This window comes from Candidatus Poribacteria bacterium (assembly GCA_028820845.1).
Taxonomy (GTDB): domain Bacteria; phylum Poribacteria; class WGA-4E; order WGA-4E; family WGA-3G; genus WGA-3G.
This window is the reverse complement of the sequence record JAPPII010000047.1, coordinates 40,040-58,896: the sequence shown is the minus strand read 5'-3', so window position 1 is coordinate 58,896 and position 18,857 is coordinate 40,040. Positions and strand designations below refer to the sequence as shown.

15 protein-coding genes are annotated in these 18,857 nt (G+C 46.8%); 13 read left to right on the top strand and 2 right to left on the bottom strand.

Translation table 11 applies throughout. The annotated features are described in order from the left end of the window. Window positions 1-75 precede the first annotated feature (75 nt). From OXN25_10765 to OXN25_10745, 5 genes are all read left to right on the top strand, one after another. Window positions 76-1,014 (top strand): dockerin type I domain-containing protein, encoded by a 939-nt coding sequence (locus tag OXN25_10765; protein ID MDE0425342.1) that lies wholly within the window; start codon window positions 76-78, stop codon window positions 1,012-1,014. Beyond that, window positions 990-1,865, top strand: a complete 876-nt coding sequence (locus OXN25_10760; protein ID MDE0425341.1) for a hypothetical protein — start codon at window positions 990-992, stop codon at window positions 1,863-1,865. Before OXN25_10765 ends, OXN25_10760 begins: the two co-directional genes overlap by 25 nt. 265 nt (window positions 1,866-2,130) lie before the next feature. After that, window positions 2,131-2,589: a hypothetical protein gene (locus OXN25_10755; GenBank protein ID MDE0425340.1), complete on the top strand. Its 459-nt coding sequence runs from the start codon at window positions 2,131-2,133 to the stop codon at window positions 2,587-2,589. 77 nt (window positions 2,590-2,666) lie between these two features. Beyond that, window positions 2,667-3,281 (top strand): tetratricopeptide repeat protein, encoded by a 615-nt coding sequence (locus tag OXN25_10750; protein ID MDE0425339.1) that lies wholly within the window; start codon window positions 2,667-2,669, stop codon window positions 3,279-3,281. 21 nt (window positions 3,282-3,302) lie between these two features. After that, a complete protein-coding gene (locus OXN25_10745) occupies window positions 3,303-5,006 on the top strand; it encodes a glycosyltransferase family 39 protein (protein MDE0425338.1) in 1,704 nt (567 codons plus the stop codon). Between the two features lie 29 nt (window positions 5,007-5,035). Here OXN25_10745 and OXN25_10740 read toward each other — a convergent pair whose 3' ends face one another. Further along, complete coding sequence (locus tag OXN25_10740; protein ID MDE0425337.1) at window positions 5,036-5,686, bottom strand: nucleoside monophosphate kinase; 651 nt, start codon at window positions 5,684-5,686, stop codon at window positions 5,036-5,038. An 85-nt stretch (window positions 5,687-5,771) separates the two neighbouring features. Then, the gene (locus tag OXN25_10735; GenBank protein MDE0425336.1) at window positions 5,772-6,824 is read right to left on the bottom strand and encodes a TIM barrel protein; all 1,053 of its coding nucleotides are present in this window, start codon (window positions 6,822-6,824) and stop codon (window positions 5,772-5,774) included. A 239-nt stretch (window positions 6,825-7,063) separates the two neighbouring features. Here OXN25_10735 and OXN25_10730 point away from each other — a divergent pair, with 239 nt between their 5' ends. The 8 genes from OXN25_10730 (at window position 7,064) to OXN25_10695 (ending at window position 18,847) form a co-directional block, all read left to right on the top strand. Next, the gene (locus OXN25_10730) at window positions 7,064-10,828 is read left to right on the top strand and encodes a hypothetical protein (protein MDE0425335.1); all 3,765 of its coding nucleotides are present in this window, start codon (window positions 7,064-7,066) and stop codon (window positions 10,826-10,828) included. 11 nt (window positions 10,829-10,839) lie between these two features. Continuing rightward, on the top strand, window positions 10,840-11,952 hold the full coding sequence (locus OXN25_10725; GenBank protein ID MDE0425334.1) for an aminomethyltransferase family protein: 1,113 nt from the start codon (window positions 10,840-10,842) through the stop codon (window positions 11,950-11,952). A 133-nt stretch (window positions 11,953-12,085) separates the two neighbouring features. After that, a complete protein-coding gene (locus tag OXN25_10720; GenBank protein ID MDE0425333.1) occupies window positions 12,086-12,925 on the top strand; it encodes a universal stress protein in 840 nt (279 codons plus the stop codon). 119 nt (window positions 12,926-13,044) lie between these two features. Further along, window positions 13,045-13,953, top strand: a complete 909-nt coding sequence (locus OXN25_10715) for a TRAP transporter TatT component family protein (GenBank protein MDE0425332.1) — start codon at window positions 13,045-13,047, stop codon at window positions 13,951-13,953. Further along, window positions 13,953-14,996, top strand: a complete 1,044-nt coding sequence (gene dctP / locus OXN25_10710) for a TRAP transporter substrate-binding protein DctP (protein ID MDE0425331.1) — start codon at window positions 13,953-13,955, stop codon at window positions 14,994-14,996. The genes OXN25_10715 and dctP overlap by 1 nt, the downstream gene beginning before the upstream one ends. Window positions 14,997-15,179: 183 nt before the next feature. Beyond that, window positions 15,180-15,938 (top strand): corrinoid protein, encoded by a 759-nt coding sequence (locus OXN25_10705; protein ID MDE0425330.1) that lies wholly within the window; start codon window positions 15,180-15,182, stop codon window positions 15,936-15,938. 6 nt (window positions 15,939-15,944) lie between these two features. Continuing rightward, on the top strand, window positions 15,945-17,840 hold the full coding sequence (locus tag OXN25_10700) for an ASKHA domain-containing protein (GenBank protein MDE0425329.1): 1,896 nt from the start codon (window positions 15,945-15,947) through the stop codon (window positions 17,838-17,840). Continuing rightward, entirely contained in the window at window positions 17,840-18,847 is a 1,008-nt protein-coding gene (locus OXN25_10695; GenBank protein ID MDE0425328.1) for a homocysteine S-methyltransferase family protein, read from the top strand. Before OXN25_10700 ends, OXN25_10695 begins: the two co-directional genes overlap by 1 nt. The last annotated feature ends 10 nt before the right edge of the window (window positions 18,848-18,857 follow it).

The following is an 18,857-nucleotide window of genomic DNA, read 5'->3' as shown; positions in this document are numbered from 1 at the left end:
CTTTTTAGCATAGCCTGTTAGGCTGAAATGCCACCGTTTATTCTCGTGAAATATGTTAAATCAAGGAGCTTACACATGAAATTTATGAGACCAACCATAATTTTATCTTGGCTTTTATTCAGTTTTTCGTTTGTTGTTTATGCTCAACCGCCGATTGAAGTTATCTATCTGAAACCCTCCGATATTTTTTATTCAAGCCGAGAGGATATAGATTTTGTTCATGATATAATGATAGAAGTACAAGCATTCTTTGCGTCAGAAATGGATAGATACGGCTTTGGTCCCAAAACCTTTGATTTTGATTCGGATATAAAAATTGTTAGGGGTAAGCAAAAAGCCGAGTATTATGATAGCGCGGAGGCTATCCAAGATGAGACTTTTCAATTAGATTATGATACACAAAACAAAATAGTAGTTGTATTTTTAGCTGGAAAAAAAAATCTCCGCAATAAAACAGCATCAGGTTTCATGAAATTCTTTTGCTGGCAATGGCCCGGCGCAGCTTCACACCCTGATGATTGTAACTATTTAGGTGTTATTGCCCTTGATAATCCCTTGTATATTTTGCCAACTACCGCACATGAAATCGCACACGCTTTTAAGATTAGCCATTCTTCAAATACAGTACCAAATCGCGTAAACCTTATGAATCCACCACATACCATTCAACAAGGTGTGAAAGAAACACTGGATAAATACGGTATTCGCTACACGGATGCTGCATTCTTGAATGAAAGCGGCAGATTAACCATTCAACAAAATTTACAAGCCTCTAACCAAGTAATAGACGCTGACGTGAATAATGATAATCGCATTGACTTAGCAGATGTTGAACTTGTTAGGCAAGCCATGCAAAACTCAATTCTGTATGATACGGATATAAATAACGACGGGATAACCAACGAAATTGATCTTCTTATAGTCAAAGCAAAAGCACATGAGGCTATCACACAGGCTGCGCCAGCACTCATAAGAAGAACAATTACCTCTTGGGGGCAACTGAAAAGGAGATAAACGGGAAGCTGAACCTCGCTACCGAATTAAAAGTAGCAGATATCCCGATGTGTCGTGTGGGTGAACTGGCAACCGTTAGCAGGTCTCACCTACATGTATACGGTGCTGGCAAACAAGGCACTTTTGATATGATGGAGGGTTGTGGTGACACAGATGATTATCCTTGTCTCTGGCAGGTCAACTCTCCTATCCAGCGAACAATGGAGGCACTTCCTGATGCTCACGGTGTACTACATCCCGGACGCGAAGCGAAGCTGCAGCAGCTGCTTACCCGCAATAGCCGTACCCACTACAATGTCAATCTAAGGTTTAACGCTTCTTCGGCAGCTGCTGTATTCATAGAGAGACCTTCTATTGGTGTAAGATCGCTAAGCAATGTCGCTATTGAGGATCCCCGATATGAATACCCGTTCATGCTCTGGAGCAATTCAACGCTTGGGTTGCTCTGCCACTGGATGCACGCCGGTAAACAACAACCAGGACGAGGCATGATAGCCTTAACAACACTCGGCACGCTTCCCACGTTAGATGTAACCGCGTTAACAGAAGCACAACTTATAGAGGCGGAAGCAATCTTCAATGCCCTCAAGCGTGAGAAGCTGCTCCCGTTTAACGAGTGTTACCGTGCAAAACAGAAAAAGCATGATGCGGTCCGGGCAGATCTCGACCGGCGCGTGCTTGAATTGCTCGGTATCATTGACTCTGCGATCCATAATGCCATGAAAACATTGCGGATAAAGTTGTCGCGCGAGCCGAGTATCCAAGGGACAAAAAAATCGCAATGCAACCTCAAAGCCGAGCTCGCGCTCTTGAAAAGAAAGGGGCTGCCGTTTCCGAGTTGGTATACGTAAACATGGATCCTGTAGCATAGACTGTTAGTCTGTGCCTCCGTTATTTGTTGTCTGAGGGCATGTCGCATTTGGGTGAGTACGCCGCAAATCGCGGATGACACGGATTGCGCAAATAATTTCGGGGGAAATGTGTATAGAATTTTTGGGTTTCTCATTTCCCTGTTTTTTTCTTGAATAATATGTTAAAATAATTTAGCCTCTAACTGAAAATATAACGTTTGCATTGTTTTCATACGTTAAAATTTCAAAATTCAGGAGATTTACAATGCCAAATGGGCGGACTATATTACTCCAAGTTTTTTGTGTCCTTTTTGTTGTTGCTTCCGCTTTCGGACAGGAAGAATCAGATTCACATGTTATAACAGTTACCCAAAAGATAGATGTGGCGAAACTGAACACAACAGTGGGAAATCTTGACACAACAGTGAAAGCACTCAACACAACTGTGAGAGAATTGAAAACAACTGTTGGAGAATTGAAAGCATCGGTCACGAAACTTGAAGAAAGAACAGGAATTATGCTTAACCTACTATACATAATTCTGGCTGGAATTTTGGGAAGTCCTTTAGTGACCATCCTTATCTACAGGCGTGCTAATAAAGAAAAAGAGAGCGTAGACACGGAAAATCCCACAGTTAGCAACGAAAAAGAGAGTGTGGACACGGGAGATCCTACATTACATGAACTGCTAAAAGAACTTCTGGTGAAGTTAGACGCTCCATAGCTGGAAGAAGTTCCGAGTCGGGACGAGCCAATAGACTACCTGAGGTCTGAGTATCACTCTACAGGAAAAACAGTCTAATGGAAAACACCAATACTCTAAATAACAATGTTGAATCTCCAGAAAATTACCTTGATAAGGGTATTACGTTGTACAATCAAGGAAATTATTTTGATGCCATTTCAGCCTTTACCGAGGCAATTCGCTTAAAACCTGATTTTGCGGAAGCGTACTACCAAAAAGGAAGAGCTTACGGGCAGCTGGAACAGCATTCTGAAGCTATTGCCGACTTTAGCAAAACTATTAGTCTTGAGCCCGATCATGTAGATGCTTATGGCAATAGAGGTATTGCGAATGCAAATATAGGACAAAATTTTGAAGCTTTGTCCGATTTTGACGAGGCTATTCGCTTGAAACCCGATTTAGCGGAAGCCTATAACGGTAGAGGAGGCACGAAAGGAGTCGTAAAAGGCAAACTGGGACACCCGGAAGACGCTATTTCAGACTTTAACATTGCCATTGACTTGGACCCTAATTTAGCGAGAGCCCATGCGAATAGGGGCGTTGCCAAATACAAGTTAGGAGACACCAATGGAAGTAAGAAGGATCTTGAGAAATCATTAACACTGATAGGACAGGATGAAGAGCTCAAAGCCGATATTCAAAAAAAACTACAAATTATAGAAAGACAATAGCATCTTAACAGATTATAAAAGATGAAATCGCTTGTTGCAGCGAGAAATTCCCCCAATTTAGCAAACCATCCCAACTTTGCGAATAGTCTTATTATCTCAACGATTCTCGCAATCGGTTTCGCGCTCCGTCTCATCGGTATAAACGTCGGCTTGCCCGACGCGCCAGATCCGCGTGAGGTCATCATTGCGCAAGATGTGCTGAACCTCGTTCACCTCACAGCCGTCCCACAAACCTACAATTGGCCCGGAACAGCGTGGTTTTACCTCATCGCGCTGATAGGGAAACTGTTATCGTTTGTCGGTATACACCTAACGGAACCCCGTGTGATTTTGTTGGCACGGTGTGTGAATGTCTTACTATCAACGGCAACACTCTGGCTTACCTATTGCATCGGGCGGCGGTGTTACGGCAGACGGATTGGACAAATCGCAGCCGGATTGCTCGCTGTTGCAATGTTACACGCCACCAATGAGTCGCGTCTCGCACTCGTTGACATGCCAGCGACCTTTTGTGTGACGCTGTTTCTCTATCTTGTAACACGTTCGCGTTCTTCTTCAGGTGCGCTGACCTCCCAGACTGCGGTATGGCTCGGTGTTGTCGCTGGATTTGGGTTTGCAGTCAAGTTCACGACTGTCTTCTGCGGTTTTTCTCTGTTGTGTTTTGTCGGTAGCACCGGATTCTATAAAAGGCTCGCAACAGTCATCGGTGTTTCTGTTTTAACCTTCACACTCCTCTGTCCCTATTGGTTAATGGATCTGGTTTCACCAACGTGGAATCTTTTCTTTTCTGATTTCTGGTATGAGGCGATCCACTATCATCAAGGACATTTCGGTCTCATTTCAACGGGCGATGCTGGTTGGCTACAGCGGTTTACCTACCTGTGGAGCCTCTTGAAATGGGGCGTGGGATTGCCGCTCGCGCTCCTTGTCGGTTTGGGTGTGCTGCGAGGTATCCTTTCGCTGAGACGGGACATCGGCGGAGCCCCTACAGTGGCGTTCGCTTTACTTGCCTTCGTTATTCCCTATCTACTCTTTATCGGGGTCCATAAAGTCAAGTTTGCCCGTCATTTGTTGATACTCTATCCAACTCTGACTGTGTTTGCTGCGGCTGCGCTTGTGCGTTTGCCAGGTACTATCGAAGCACTTTTCGAGTTCGGATGTCAGCGAAAAATGAGAGGTTCTAAAAGTCTTACTGGAGCAGGTGGGTATGGTGTATTTGGAAAATGGGTTACAGTCGTTGTAGGAGGGATTGTGGTACTTTATGCATCGATGTATACGGCTGCTTTTGCTTTTGTCCTGACAACACAACCGACACGTATTTCAGCATCTGAATGGATAACGAAGCACGTTCCGCCAGAAGAGATTATCGCCCGCGCACCAGAGGTCTTGTTCGATTGGCTGCTTCCCGAAGTAGATTTAGAGGTGATGGATGGGGAGGCAGAGTGGGGCCTTATCCTCGTGCCAAACCTTGAAGTATTCCAAAAATACCAGAAGCAACCCAAAGATTATCAAGAACAGGATTGGTATCCTCTTGATGGAGTTGCCGTGGAGGAGACGCTGGCATTTTACGAGCGGATTTTAGGGGTAGGAAGTCCGTATGTATTGTCCAAGACCTTTAAGCGGACACCGCGCTTTTTAGGCGTTCAAATATCTGATAGAGATGCTCCGTTTCCAATGCGAGCACTGGTACATCCTGAGCTCCGCCTCTATCAACGTCGCGATTGAATAGGGAATTTTAAGTTACTGACAACCATTTACATCACAGGTGGTTCAAAGTACTTCTTCTGAACTGGAACGACTGCCGATAGGATTTGGTGAAGCACATCAGAAGCAATAGTATTCGCATCCACAATCCGAACGCGTTCTTGCGGGTAGTAGTCGATCAGCGGTTCCGTTTCTCGTTTATAAACATCCCATCGATAGCGAACTACCAGTTCTTCGGCGTCGTCAATGCGGTGCTCTTTCAACGAGCGTCCGCGAATCCGTTTAAACATCACTTCCCGATCTTCACAAACCATGTAGATGACTTTAAAAACCTGCACAAAAGGTGCCATCAAATTTGCTTGTGTGATGTTACGGGGGATGCCATCAAGAATGAGCAGATCGCTTTTCGGGTTGTATACCTCGTCACGTATTTTCGCCGCCATGTAGTCTTGCCAGATTTTGATTGTCATATCATCTGGCACTAACTTACCGATGCCTGCGTATTCTTGGAAAATTCGCCCGAATTTTGAATTGCGATCAAGTTCGCGGAACATGTCGCCGCTGGAGATGTGGAAAATACCAGGAATTTGTGCCAGCATCTTCCCTTGTGTTCCCTTACCAACACCGGGGGGACCGACAAGCAACACTGCTTGATAACACGGTCCAGTCGCCTCAGGTAGAGGGCTCTTATCCGTTATCATTTCTGTTTTTGTCCTCTGCCGCCTTTATTCTTCATTGAGTTATAACGTGTCTTACATGAACAATTTACGCGCATTTCCGATAGTCTCAGGTACCAAGGAGGTGTTCAAGGATATAGAAATCCAAGCCTTCGTAGTCTCGAGCTGCGATAAACTCCTGCTCGACTTTTTTATCATAAGTTCGGACCTTTTCGAGTAGATTTAAAAAGGTTCGGCGGCTACTCAATAGATGTTTTGTAGAGATTTCGCGCGGTTGTGTTCGCATAACTTTCACATCCAGCCCTATGAATTCACCATTTCTGCCGTATCCGTTCTCTTCGAGCACCCGGACCTGATTAAATGCACGCCGTAAGTTGACCGAACCGAATGCCTTGTCTTGGTCGAACTTTAGACCGTTCTGATCATTGAGATGGACACTCCAGAGTTTCTTATGGTAAAGGGCATACCCCATTTCATCGGAGGGTTCTAATCCCGCAAGAATCGCGTGCGCACTTTCAATTAACCCGCCAACACGTTCTGGTGCCTTGCTCGCATACGCTAAACCGATAGCATGTCCAATCGTTGGTATATAGGCGATGTCCATCGGTTCGTTCGGTTTCGGTTCAATTAAAATTCGGATTTCTGGATCGTATTCGAGTAGAACGTTAATGGCATCAAGGATCTGTCCGACTGCAGCTGCCGACGATTTCGTCTCTCGAATATAAGTGCCTTCGCGCGCAAGCCATAGCACAAGGTTTTTGCATCCAATCTCGTTGGCAATGTCCACACACCGTTTTGAGCGTTCCAGCGCGTAGTGTCGTTCTTTAGCGGAATTCGATGTATAAGCACCATCTATAGTTTGCGGAGATTCCCACAGCCGTGGTGCCACTACCTCTGCTGTGAGTCCTTCACCATCCAGTCGCGCCTTAACCTTTTTCGTCTGCTCTATCAATTCGGCGTATGTTTTTTCGTCAATATCAGGGACAATGTCATCATCATGAAATTGGATACCAACAAAACCGAGATCTCGGTAAAATTCAACTTTCTTATCAAAACTGAACAATTCCCGAACAGGCGGTCCAAAAGGGTCTGTTCCCTCGTGTATGTTCCATGGTCCAAAAGAGAAACAGTATTCTGTTGCCCCTTTGACAGATTCACTCATCTTCTTTCTCCTGTACGCAGCGTTTTTGGAATGCCTGCTTCATTAGGGAATAAAATAATAGTATTTCTTCACACTAAGTAAAACGTGGCAATTGCTATGAAGGATACGGAAAAAACTGCTTGACTTTTCTAATAAGTATAAAGTATTATTTAAAATATGTCAAGGAAATCTGTAGGGACGGTTTTCATGCCGATATTACACTGCGATGTATGCTAAAGTTGTAGAGGAATTGTCACGGAATGTCACTCCTATCTCGCCCCATTCTACCCAATCTTTTTCTATTTCTCACACGCATGCTCGTGTTAAATCTACTTGTCTATCCTACATACGCAGTGGATCATGATGTTGAGAGTCGGACACCTAACCCTATTGCGGCCGAATCAATTGCTGAAGCACAGAAGTCGGCATTGCGGACAACATCATCACATACCTTTAGTTTCCAAGACGTTTACCAAATAAATCTGAATTTAAATATACCCGGAGACATCGAATGCGTCGCTACAGAAGGGGATACAATTACCGTTGCCCTTGAAAAACAGACACAAGCCACACATACCGGACACGACCTCGCTATCCGCAGCTACCTTGATAATATCTCTGTAACAGGAACCAAAGACAACGGCACGCTTCAGTTGAAAGTCCAACTCCCCGGAGACGATGACACCCAAGCAGCCCCAATTCCATTTTCCAGTATTGAGAATCTACCAGTAACATTCGGTGGGCACCTCCGGTTGAGATGTACAATTAAAACGCCTTCAGATGTCTCCGTTAAACTTCAATCGAAGGCAGGAGAGATCCAACTTCAGGGCATTCGTGGGGAGATAGAGATTAAAACGGAGACAGGTAATGTCCACTTAAATGAAACCTTAGGGAACTATAATGTGAACCTAACAAGTGGAAACATCAAAGGCAAGATTTTGTTGACACGCGGTCAGAACAAATTGGAGACGAAGAATGGAGCGGTTGAGTTGACTATCCTTGACCCTGTTGCAGCACCGATGGATATAACTGCGCAAGGTGGAAACATACTTTTGCAACTTCCTGAAGATTACGCTATTGATGCCCTGCTTGAAAGCGAAAAGCAGCAAGTCGTCATTAATCTACCGGCACAAATTGAAAGTGATACCCCACTCGCTATTATTAATGATGGTGGACCGCTATTTCGTTTAAAAGCGACTCAAGGAATCTCGCTGCTACAAAGTATGCCTACTGGAGACCAAGGGAACGCCCAAGCAGATACAGAACCCGCGTCGTTGCTGGATGCCGCACATCCTGTGCCGCGAACAGAGAAGCCTCCGGTTGTTGATGGAAATTTGTCTGAACTTGTCTGGCAAGCTGCCAGTGCCCTCTCGGTGTTTCAGAATGCTGAAGGCACTGAGGCATCTAACGATTTGACTGAGACTTTCTTGATGTGGGATGATCAAAATTTATATATCGGTGTGATTGCACATATCCCCAATTCGCAACTACCTCGTGTCTCACAGACGCAGCGCGATTCCCCGATTTGGGAAGATGAGTGCATTGAAATCCTAATTGATGCCAATCCACGCACCGATGTTTACCATCACCTTGTTATCAATCCAATTGGCGCGCTCTTTGACCAACAGGTCAGTAAGCCCGGAGAGGCGAGCTTCCAATTCGCGCCATCAGATGTCCAACTTGCCTTGGATCAACAAGCACTGAAGACGACCTTTGAAGGAGACCGCGCTTGGAGTTCAGATGCGGAGGTTGCAACACAAATTAACGCCACTTCTTGGAGCCTTGAAATTGCGATCCCGCGTGAAACGCTGGAAAAACCGGCGCAGATAAATTTACAAAATTCGTCCGAACTCAAAGATATATCACTTTTTAACATTCACCGTAAGGCGCAGCTGATTACAAAGGATACCGAAAACTTCGTATCTACTACACAGCGGGAGTACAGTTATTGGTTACCAACTTACTATGACGAGCATCCATGGTGGCCCCATTTGCCACATGAATACACCGCACCCCTTTCCGAATACATTGCCCCAGCGATGGGAGTTCTCCGTTTTGAAAGACGGTCACCTTTCCCTTCTGAAACCTTTGCAACCGAAGAGCAATTCCGAGTTGCAACGATTGAAATTGAGGGCAATACTTTAATTCCGACAGAGGTTGTTCAGCAACAAATACCTGTTCGGGCTGGAGATGTTATCACAAGCACCCAACTGTCATGGTTGCTGGCTGAAATGCGGAACCGAGACATGTTCCAGGATGTACGTTTGGAGACGAAACAGTTGATTGCCGACGATGCAGCGTCCGAACGCTCGGCAACTATTGGACTGCTTATTAAAATTACAGAAGCACCTGTCGTATTTGCTCGCCAGATTCAGATTGATGGAAACAGAACTTTTCCTACGGCTTTCATCAAGCGGTGGTTTCAATTAGAAAGTGGCTATCTCGCCCTTGATGTTGTTAAACGCAAACAACAATTGATTGCGGATTTTTATTTAAACCGCGGATACGAATTCGCTACGGTTACTTATCGGCACATTGACGATGTACTTGCATTTGACCATGAGTCCGCTACGGTTACCCGTCAATACCTTGACGATGTGCTTACCTTTACCATTAATGAGGGCACATTACACGAAGTACGTTTTACCGGAAATCACCAAATTTCTCGCGAAGAACTCTTGAAGGCACTGAATATAGAAACCGCAGATGCCGACGAAAAACCGAATTCACCGACTCCTGATGTCTATCATCGTTCCCTCGGGCAGTCAAAAATAAACCAGATGCGACGGCAGCTCAACGCAAATAATGAGGACTTCAAATCGATCCAGAATTGGCGAGTCCAGCGCGAGGGCGGAAAAAACATCATGATTGTTGAAATTGAGGAGCAACCGCGCGCGAGCACTTCCGGCTTCCCGATTCTTCAATTCAACCGTGTCCATGGGTTAGTACTCGGCGCAGGCGGAACACTCGCAACCCGGCTCACAACCCAGCGCGTAGGTAAAGAGCAACTTTTCGGTGCCCTAAGTCGTGGATTTTCCAGCAAAACATGGGACTATCACGCCGGACTTGAGAAGAGTTTTTTTAGTCGGCAATCTCTCAAAGTCGGCGCAAGTGTGTATAAACTCACAGGCATCAGTTCTAATGCCGCGCTAAGTTCCGGTAACGTCAATCTGAGTGCTGCCTACTACGGTTTCGACCTTCAGGATTATTACCGCCGTCAGGGTGTTCAGGGATGGATAACCTACGCAGCTTCGGAATGGCACTACTTGCGACTCGAATTGACAACGGAAGCACACGATAATCTCTCCAAATCAACGGATTGGAGTTACTTAAATCGAAACCAGGTCAAGCGAGGCAATGCCCGAATTGATAGCGGTGTGTTGGAAGGGGTCGCCTTGATTTATGCCTTTGATACGCGAGACCACAAATCCACCACAAGGCGGCATTTCCATACCTACTTTTCTGCCAATGAACGCACCCAACGGGGGTGGCGTGGACAGGTCGGCATCGAAATCGCAAGAGGAGACTATCCCTTCAATCTCTATCAATTTGAGTTGATACGCTATACACGATTGTTCGGTCCGCATCATCTCCATGTCCGAGTTGGCGGTGATTTTTCAGACGCGCCCTTGCCCACACAACGACTCCTGCACCTCGGTGGTGGTGCTAACCTCCGAGGCTACGGTTTCAATAGATTTGCTGGAGATAATCGGTTACTGCTTAACCTTGAGTATCGATTTATGAAAGAGGTAACGTTCCCCGAATCTGATGCTGTTCTTGGATGGACGCTGAGCTGCTTCTTAGATTCGGGTAGGGCGTGGTGGTACGACGATGTCGCATTTCCAGACTTTGGCGAATTCACGACGCAATTCAACACCGCAATCGGTGTCGGTTGTTCCGTTTTTATGGATTCGTCAGGAGGTCTCGGACCTTTGAGTATTGCGCTTGAGGTTGCAGAACCCCTTAGTGCATCGTTCTCGCTACGGAATCCACAAATCATTTTGCGTTTGGACCGCATCTTTTAAACTATAAAAATATGAAAACAACATCACTTTATCACATCCATGAACAGTTGGGAGCGACCTTTGCGAAAAGGCACCACGACTGGAATGTAGCTATCCAATTTACCGACCCAATTTCCGAGCATCACACTGTGAGGAACAATGTCGGCATTGCTGATGTATCCTATCGCGGCAGACACCGATTAGTCGGAGAAGATCGGGCAAAATTTCTGCACCGTCTCATCTCCAATGATGTTGAAAGCCTATCAGAAGGACAAGGCACGTACGCCATGATCTTGACGCATCGAGGCAAGATTATTGCTGATTTTAATGTCTATGTCTTCAAAGATATGATAGGCATTGACACCGCCGCTGAGACGACAGAAACCCTCTTCAACGAATTGGACAAATACATTATCGCTGACGATGTCGAGATTTCTGATTTAACTGCTGAAACCGGGGCAATTGCTGTCCACGGTCCTCAGTCATCAGACCTCGTCCAGCTTGTACTGGGTATGAATGGGCTCGCCGACTTACCTGAACGCTACAATCGTTTTCATGAAGCGGATGCCCTGTTCAACTATAATGTTGTATGTGTGAGAACAGATACAACAGGCGAGATGGGTTATACACTTTACACTGCAGCTGAGGCATTGGTGCCGCTTTGGGAAAGACTAATGCGTGAAGGTGAACGGTTTAACGTTCAACCGATTGGTTGGAACGCCCTTGAGTCGCTTCGGATTGAGGCAGGCATTCCAAGGTATGGAACCGAACTGACCGATGCTGTCATCCCGCTTGAGGCGGAGTTAGAACACGCGATTGACTTTGAGAAGGGGTGCTATATTGGGCAAGAAATTGTCGCTCGGATGAAATATCGCGGGCATCCCAATCGCCTATTGCGTGGTATTGAAGTTGAGGGCATCTCGGCATCAGCGGAATCCTTTGAACTCCACCAAGGTATACCGGTTTTCAATGGGGATAAGGAGGTCGGTTGGATTACGAGTGCCACCTTTGCCCCAACGCTCGGAAAACCGATCGCGATGGCTTACGTTCGGATGGTGGTCACTGATGCCGGAAGTCGCGTTCAAATTGAGACCCCAGCGGGACGGATCGACGGGAAAATCGCGCTGCTACCTTTCACGGTGTAGTTTGTAGATTACCCAGAGCTTGCTATTTTTTTAAGTATCACAACGAAATTACCATCAGCGCGCTATTCAATATATTTTTTCGAGTTTTGCTCTACAGGCGCGCGAGTGAAACTGAAAGGGAGGAATTCCTACGATGGAGCATTCAGGTTTTTCTAAAATTCTACTCGGTTTAGACGGTTCTCCTTATGCTCAAGCAGCAATAGAGTATGCTTGTCAACTCGCACTTGCTCACGACGCAGCGATTACAGGAGTCGCTATTATTGACCTGCCCGGTATTCAATCTTCAAGTGGTCCAGTGCCGCTCGGTGGCACGCATTATGACGTCCAACTTGAAGACCAACAGTTAAAGGAGGCAGCGGAAAAGGCAAAGGGGATTCTTGACGATTTCGCTCGTATTTGTGAGGAGCGACAGATCAATGCGGTCTTGCACGCAGATACCGGCACACCTTTCTCCGAAATTATTGAAGAATCCAAATTCCACGATTTTATTGTAATGGGGAAGCGGACTTTCTTTGAATACACAGCCAACGAGACGTATGGAACGCTTGAACGGGTACTGAAAAACGGTCTTGCTCCTGTTTTTGCTGTTCCCGATTCAGTCCGGAAAATTGAGAAAGTTCTTGTCGCCTATGATAACAGTGCGCCTGCTTCTAAGGCAGTACACATGTTCCTCCTCCTCGGTATATGGAACGCCTGCGACATAACACTGCTCACTGTTAATAATGATCCTGAAGCCGGACAAGCACTGCTGGAAAATCTCGGCGGGTTCTTTGAGAGTTACGGTATTAAACCGAATCTTGTCACGCAGAGCGGACATCCTGATGCCGTTGTCAAATCCTACATCGCCGAAAATGACATTGACATGTTGGTAATGGGCTCTTACGGTAGGAAAAGTGTTCGCGAATTTTTTGTCGGCAGCGTTACACAGCACTTGATCCAAGAGACAACCATCCCGCTCTTCCTTTACCATTGATCCAGTTTTCGGTTTTCGGGCAAGAGCAGTTTGTGGAATTTAAATATCATCTCATTGCTACAAACCTTTAACTGACAACTGATAACTGACAACCATATTAGGAGGCAAATTTAACACCCATGATATACAATAAGTTTTGTTTTCGTATATCCATTCTACTCCTCCCGATATTCCTTGGTGGATGTGGTCTCGCCAAGTTATCGCGGATTCAGAGTGAGGGTAATCTAACCGTTGTGGAATCTACCCTCGAAAGCAATCTCGGGACCCTTGAGCGATTGGCTAAAATTGGCAGCGCAGGTATCCTCGTTAGTACCGCCCGCGCGTGTTCCTCTTACGCCGGGTTTCTGGAGGATAGGATGGAGGAGGCTGAGATTGCTGGAGACTACGAGACTGCAGCAGAGATGCGTACACAGGCAATTGACCGCTATAAACAGGCTGAGGCTTATGCATTCGACGTGCTTGCAAAATCCGATGAAGCGTTCAGAGAACCGAGAAGTGTTGATATGGAGACCTTTAAAAAAGCACTTCAGAAACTCGAGAAAAAACAGGTTGAACCCCTGTTTTGGGCGGCTTACGCTGTGGCGCGCGGGATTAGCCTTCAGAAGGATGATCCGATGCAGGTAATTGACCTTACGCGTGTCGAACTCATGATGGCGCGTATCCTTGAATTGGATGAAACTTTCTACTTCGGTAGCGCCCATCTGTTCTATGCCGTCTATTACGGGGACCGAGCACCAACGATCGGTGGTGATCCGGAGAAGGCGAAGGAACACATTGACCGTGTAGACGAGATTAATGACGGTAAGTTCCTAATGAGCAAATTCTACCTCGCGCGTTACTATGCCTATCCTAAACAGGACGCTGAACTCTACAAACGGTCTTTACAGGAAGTCCTTGATGCACCCTCGGACGTTTATCCTGGCGAGGAGGCGGCGACTGCCTTGGCAAAATCACGAGCGAAACGTTGGCTTGATCAGGTGGATATGCTTTTTGATTTAGAAGAAATGGAAGAAGGAGGGATTGAATAATGCAGAAAAAGAAAACCGACTATAAAGCACGCGCCGCTCACTTGATGGGCGTGTTTCTACTAATTTTCGGGATGCTTTGTCTACCCATGGCAGGTCTCGCTGCTGAATCTATTAAGTTCGCAACCCTCGCACCGAAAGGCTCTACATGGATGAACAATTTTGAGGCGATGGGAAAAGAAATTCGCGCAAAAACGGACGGTGAACTCCGACTCCGTATCTATCCAAACGGTGTACAAGGAGACGAACTCGATGTCGTCCGAAAGATGCGTGCAGGGTTGATCCACGCAGGGGCTATGACAGCCACTGGGCTCGGTGAAATTCAGGAAGAAGTGCTGATTTTCCAACTGCCTCGGATGTTCAAAACCTATGATGAACTTGACTATGTACGCGATTACCTCCGGGCAGATCTTGAAAAAGCCTTTATGGATGCTGGATATGTCCTGCTCGGTATGGGGGACATTGGCTATTATTATATCTTCAGTAATCAGCCCATCCGCACTATTGCCGATCTCCAGTCATCAACCGTCAAGATGTGGGCGCGCTCAAGCGACAAAATCGCACGTACATTTTACGAAAGTGCCGAAATCGCAACTGTACTCAGAGAGGTTACACAGGTCCTCCCTTCCCTCTATGCAGGACAGCTTAACACGATAGTTGCATCTCCGTATGTCACTGTAGCATTGCAGTGGTATGATAAATTCAAATACATGAGTGATCTCCCTGTTAATGTTGGGGTCGGTGCCACAGTCATGACCAAGGAGAGCTTTGATCGACTCTCACCAGAACAGCAGAAGGTAGTGCGTGAAACCGCGGACGCGTATCAGGACAGCTTAATTCAGGATATTCGGAAAGATAATGACAGGGCACTTGAGGCACTCCAAAAGAAAGCTGGCATTGAGGTCGTCGAATTCGAGGATGAATCCCGCGAAGCATGGGATGTCATTGCCATAGACACCCATAACGCACTCGTCGGTGAAATCTACTCACAAGATTTTCTTGACAAGATTAATGCTCTTTTGAAGGAATACCGGGAGAAGAATTAGGCTGTCTGATGCAACGCACCAGAAGCCTTTTCCAATAGGCGCGCTTCCAAAGCGCGCCTCCCAAATTCGCAGAGTTGTTTGACAATCGCCTGATGCAACGACGCTATTATCTTTCACAAAAATCGTTTGCCATTTTTCTGTGCCTATGCTATCTTATGTTCTTTGAGGAGGCGTTCAAAACTCGTGACATCTATTAATGACATCGCAAATGAATTTATCCGAGAAGAAATCGAAGAATATCTTGAGCAGCCTGATGAGATAGAACTGACTATCGAGATGTTCGCGCAAGCGACCCCGGCAATGCAAGACATCGCCGCTGCGCTTATTGATGGCGACCATCACACTGTTGATGAATTGACGGAGGCAGCACTTGAGGATGGCACAGAGGCACTGGAGATTATGGATGATGGACTCATCGCTGGGATGGGCATCGTTGGTATCAAGTTCCGCGAAAACTTCATCTTTGTCCCTGAAGTCTTAGCCTGTGCACGCGCAATGAAAGCCGGAATGGCATATATTGAACCCATTCTCTCTGAGTCAGGCATTGATCCCATCGGTACCGTAATTATGGGAACCGTCAAGGGAGATCTCCACGATATCGGCAAAAATCTTTGCATCATGATGTTGCGCGGGGCAGGTTTCGTCGTCCACGATTTGGGGGTTGATACCTCCGAAGATGAATTTATGGAGGCTGTTGAGGAATATGAAGCACCTATTTTGGGGATGTCCGCACTTCTGACGACGACAATGCCAAACATGGGGAAAACAATTGATGCCTTTATTGACGAAGACCTACGGGAAGACGTAAAGATTATGGTAGGCGGTGCCCCTGTTACGCAGACATTTGCCGATGACATGGGTGCTGATGGATACGGCAAAGATGCCCTTGCTTGTGTTGCCTTGGCTAAAAAGTTTCTTCTGGAAGAAGATGAGGTATGGTAGAGGGACATGAAAAAAATAGACAAAGCCGAATACGAAAAACGCCTCAATAAAATTACACAGATTTTTGAAGGATTGGTCACACACGCCGATGTCCAAGCCACCTACCGATGTCCCTACAAGAATCGGCTTGACCACTGCACGGCGAAATTCGGTTGTCGAAACCAGCGAAAAATTGATGAAGGGACGGGATTGCTCTGTGTCGGGGATGATAAGTTAGACTATCGAGACGCGTGGGAGATTGACGATTCAGACGAAGCAGCAGAATCACACGGCACTGGCACGATTACATCTGACGGAAAAGTCTATCAACTCACTCCCGGAAAAACCGTTTTTGACTACGCAGACGATTTAGCCGTACAAGTGCCTACCTCCTGTTTCCGAACCGGACAGTGCCATGAATGTATTGTTGAAATCAAACGCGGGATGGACGCTCTCCAGCCACCCAACGAAGCGGAGGCCTTCCTACGAGACAACTACCGCCTTGCCTGCCAAGCCGTCGTTATTGATGTTGATACGGACATTGAATTTACACCACTCCGCCGCACACCCAGAATTCTAACGTACGCCATCACAAATAACAACGAAACGCCAGAGCTTAATCCACGCGTGCGCCATCGCGAGGGTGTTGTCTATTACAATGATGAACCGATTGACCGCTACCGGGGACACGTTTATGGCTTAGCTATAGACATCGGAACGACCACAGTGGTGGCAAATCTGGTGGATTTGGAGACGGGGAAAACGGTCTCTGTGAGTTCCTTTGAAAATCCACAGCGTTTTGGGGGCAGCGACATCATGAACCGTATCAGTTATGATGGCGAATTTCATGGAGAACTCCGTCGTTCCCTTATCGCTGCACTGAACAGCGAAATCATGGATATGTGCGATCGCCATAATTTCGTCCGGCAAGAAATTTATGAGGTCGTTGTCGCTGGCAATACGACGATGCGCGATATCTTCTTCAAGCGGGATGTCCAGAGCATCGGTCAAAAACCGTATAAGTCAACGATTGAACACGAGTATCGGGACGGAATCCGTTCAACAACCGCCCTTGTTGAAAAAACACGCCGCTTAGGTATCCGAGCGAATCCGAAGGCGATGGTTGTCAGTCTACCCTTGATTGCGAGCCATGTCGGGGCAGATGTCGCCGCCGATTTAGTCTCAATCGATATACCGTCAACAGATGAGATTGTCATGTTAGTTGATGTCGGCACAAACACAGAGGTGATTGTTGGCAATGCGAAACGGATGGTTGCTGCGTCATGTCCTGCCGGTCCCGCATTTGAAGGCGGCGGCATTGAATACGGAATGCCCGCTTATCCGGGTGCCATTGAATCTCTGAAATGGAACGGTGATCAATTCAGTTATGAGACAATTGATAATGAGGCACCCCAAGGGTTGTGCGGTTCAGGACTGATTTCGCTCCTCGCCGAACTCCGTCGCAATGATATGATGAGTCCAAAAGGCGTTTTTTCGGATAGAAAGCAACGCATCATGTCAATTTTGCCAGAACACGGTATCACCTTCTCGCGCGACGATGCGAGCAATCTCGCACAAGCAAAGGCTGCGAACTATTGCGGGCAGTACATCGTTTTACGGCACTTCGGCTGTGTCCCTGAAGACATCACAAGGCTTTTTTTAGCCGGTGGTTTTGCCAATTATGTTAACCTACAAGACGCTGTCGAGATCGGTTTCCTTGCCCCTGTCCCAGAGACAAATGTCGTCAAAGTCGGTAACGCCGCAGTCGCCGGTGCGACGGCTGTCCTCCTTTCCGAGAAAAAACGCGCAGATATTGAGGCACTCGTCAAGAATATCGAACACATTGAACTGGAGACAACTCCCGATTTCTTTGATGTATTCGTGGAGGGCTGTCAATTTAACCCGATGCCAGGAACGTTGTAATGGAGGAAGGTAAAATTAAAAACTTTCAGGAACGCTTAAAGGCTGATGAACCGATTTTGTATGATGGTGGGTTCGGTTCGCAATTGTTTACACGCAATATAGAACTTACCAATAGCGCACTCGCCAACGAACTGCATCCCACTGCCGTTATTGACATCCATTCAGATTATATCAGCGCAGGTGCTGAGGCAATAGGAACCAATACGTTTGTAGCGTCGCCGCTGCATCTACAAATGGCGGGACAAAGTCCATCGGATGCCCAACGCCTCATACGCCTCGCTGTTCAACACGCAAAGGCTGCTATTGAGCGGAATGGTAGAGATGTCTATATTGCAGGTTCCGTCGGTCCCTCTCCCGGCGCAATCGAAGCAGACAGCGGCGATACAACTTTCGGGATTCCAAACGTAGATGCCAGAGAGGCGCACAAATTGGTGATTCATACCCTCGCAGAAGAAGGCGTAGATTTCCTTTGTCTTGAAACAATGTTTTCCGCGAAAGAGGCAGCAATCGCTGTAGATGTCGCACGTCAGACGGAGCTCCCTATCGCGGTAAACTTGACATACAAGTGGACAAAGGAACGGCGGAGTGGCAAGGTCGTTTACCGGACAGATTGGGGGAATTCTCCGGCAGATTTGCTGAATATCCTCACGGAAGGTGAATTTTCAAATGGCGACTCGTTATTAGATGCCGTTAGCATTATGGGTGTGAACTGCGGTGCTGAATCCAGACGAGACGAACACACCGGAATGCCTTATGCAATTACGGGTACTCAGCAGCTCCACGCAGCCCTGACCAACAGAGGAATTCAGGGCAAGCGGATGATGGCATATCCGAACGCTGGTATGCCCAAACTTGATGAGAACCATCAGACCGTCTATACGCAGACTCCCGAACAGATGGCAAGTTATGTCCCCAAACTCCTCGAAACCGGTGCTTACTTAGTCGGTGGATGTTGCGGGACAACCCCAAGGCATATCAAGGCATTCCGTGAGGCAATAGTCTCCTAATTCGCAGTAT

What these genes read in the sequence shown, in the direction of transcription:
- OXN25_10700 (MDE0425329.1), top strand. Translation starts at nt 15,945, where the DNA reads ATGAAAAAAATAGACAAAGCCGAATACGAAAAACGCCTCAATAAAATT.
- OXN25_10750 (MDE0425339.1), top strand. Translation starts at nt 2,667, where the DNA reads ATGGAAAACACCAATACTCTAAATAACAATGTTGAATCTCCAGAAAAT.
- OXN25_10755 (MDE0425340.1), top strand. Translation starts at nt 2,131, where the DNA reads ATGCCAAATGGGCGGACTATATTACTCCAAGTTTTTTGTGTCCTTTTT.
- OXN25_10745 (MDE0425338.1), top strand. Translation starts at nt 3,303, where the DNA reads ATGAAATCGCTTGTTGCAGCGAGAAATTCCCCCAATTTAGCAAACCAT.
- OXN25_10765 (MDE0425342.1), top strand. Translation starts at nt 76, where the DNA reads ATGAAATTTATGAGACCAACCATAATTTTATCTTGGCTTTTATTCAGT.
- OXN25_10735 (MDE0425336.1), bottom strand. Translation starts at nt 6,824, where the DNA reads ATGAGTGAATCTGTCAAAGGGGCAACAGAATACTGTTTCTCTTTTGGA.
- OXN25_10695 (MDE0425328.1), top strand. Translation starts at nt 17,840, where the DNA reads ATGGAGGAAGGTAAAATTAAAAACTTTCAGGAACGCTTAAAGGCTGAT.
- OXN25_10715 (MDE0425332.1), top strand. Translation starts at nt 13,045, where the DNA reads ATGATATACAATAAGTTTTGTTTTCGTATATCCATTCTACTCCTCCCG.
- OXN25_10740 (MDE0425337.1), bottom strand. Translation starts at nt 5,686, where the DNA reads ATGATAACGGATAAGAGCCCTCTACCTGAGGCGACTGGACCGTGTTAT.
- OXN25_10720 (MDE0425333.1), top strand. Translation starts at nt 12,086, where the DNA reads ATGGAGCATTCAGGTTTTTCTAAAATTCTACTCGGTTTAGACGGTTCT.
- OXN25_10730 (MDE0425335.1), top strand. Translation starts at nt 7,064, where the DNA reads ATGTCACTCCTATCTCGCCCCATTCTACCCAATCTTTTTCTATTTCTC.
- dctP (MDE0425331.1), top strand. Translation starts at nt 13,953, where the DNA reads ATGCAGAAAAAGAAAACCGACTATAAAGCACGCGCCGCTCACTTGATG.
- OXN25_10725 (MDE0425334.1), top strand. Translation starts at nt 10,840, where the DNA reads ATGAAAACAACATCACTTTATCACATCCATGAACAGTTGGGAGCGACC.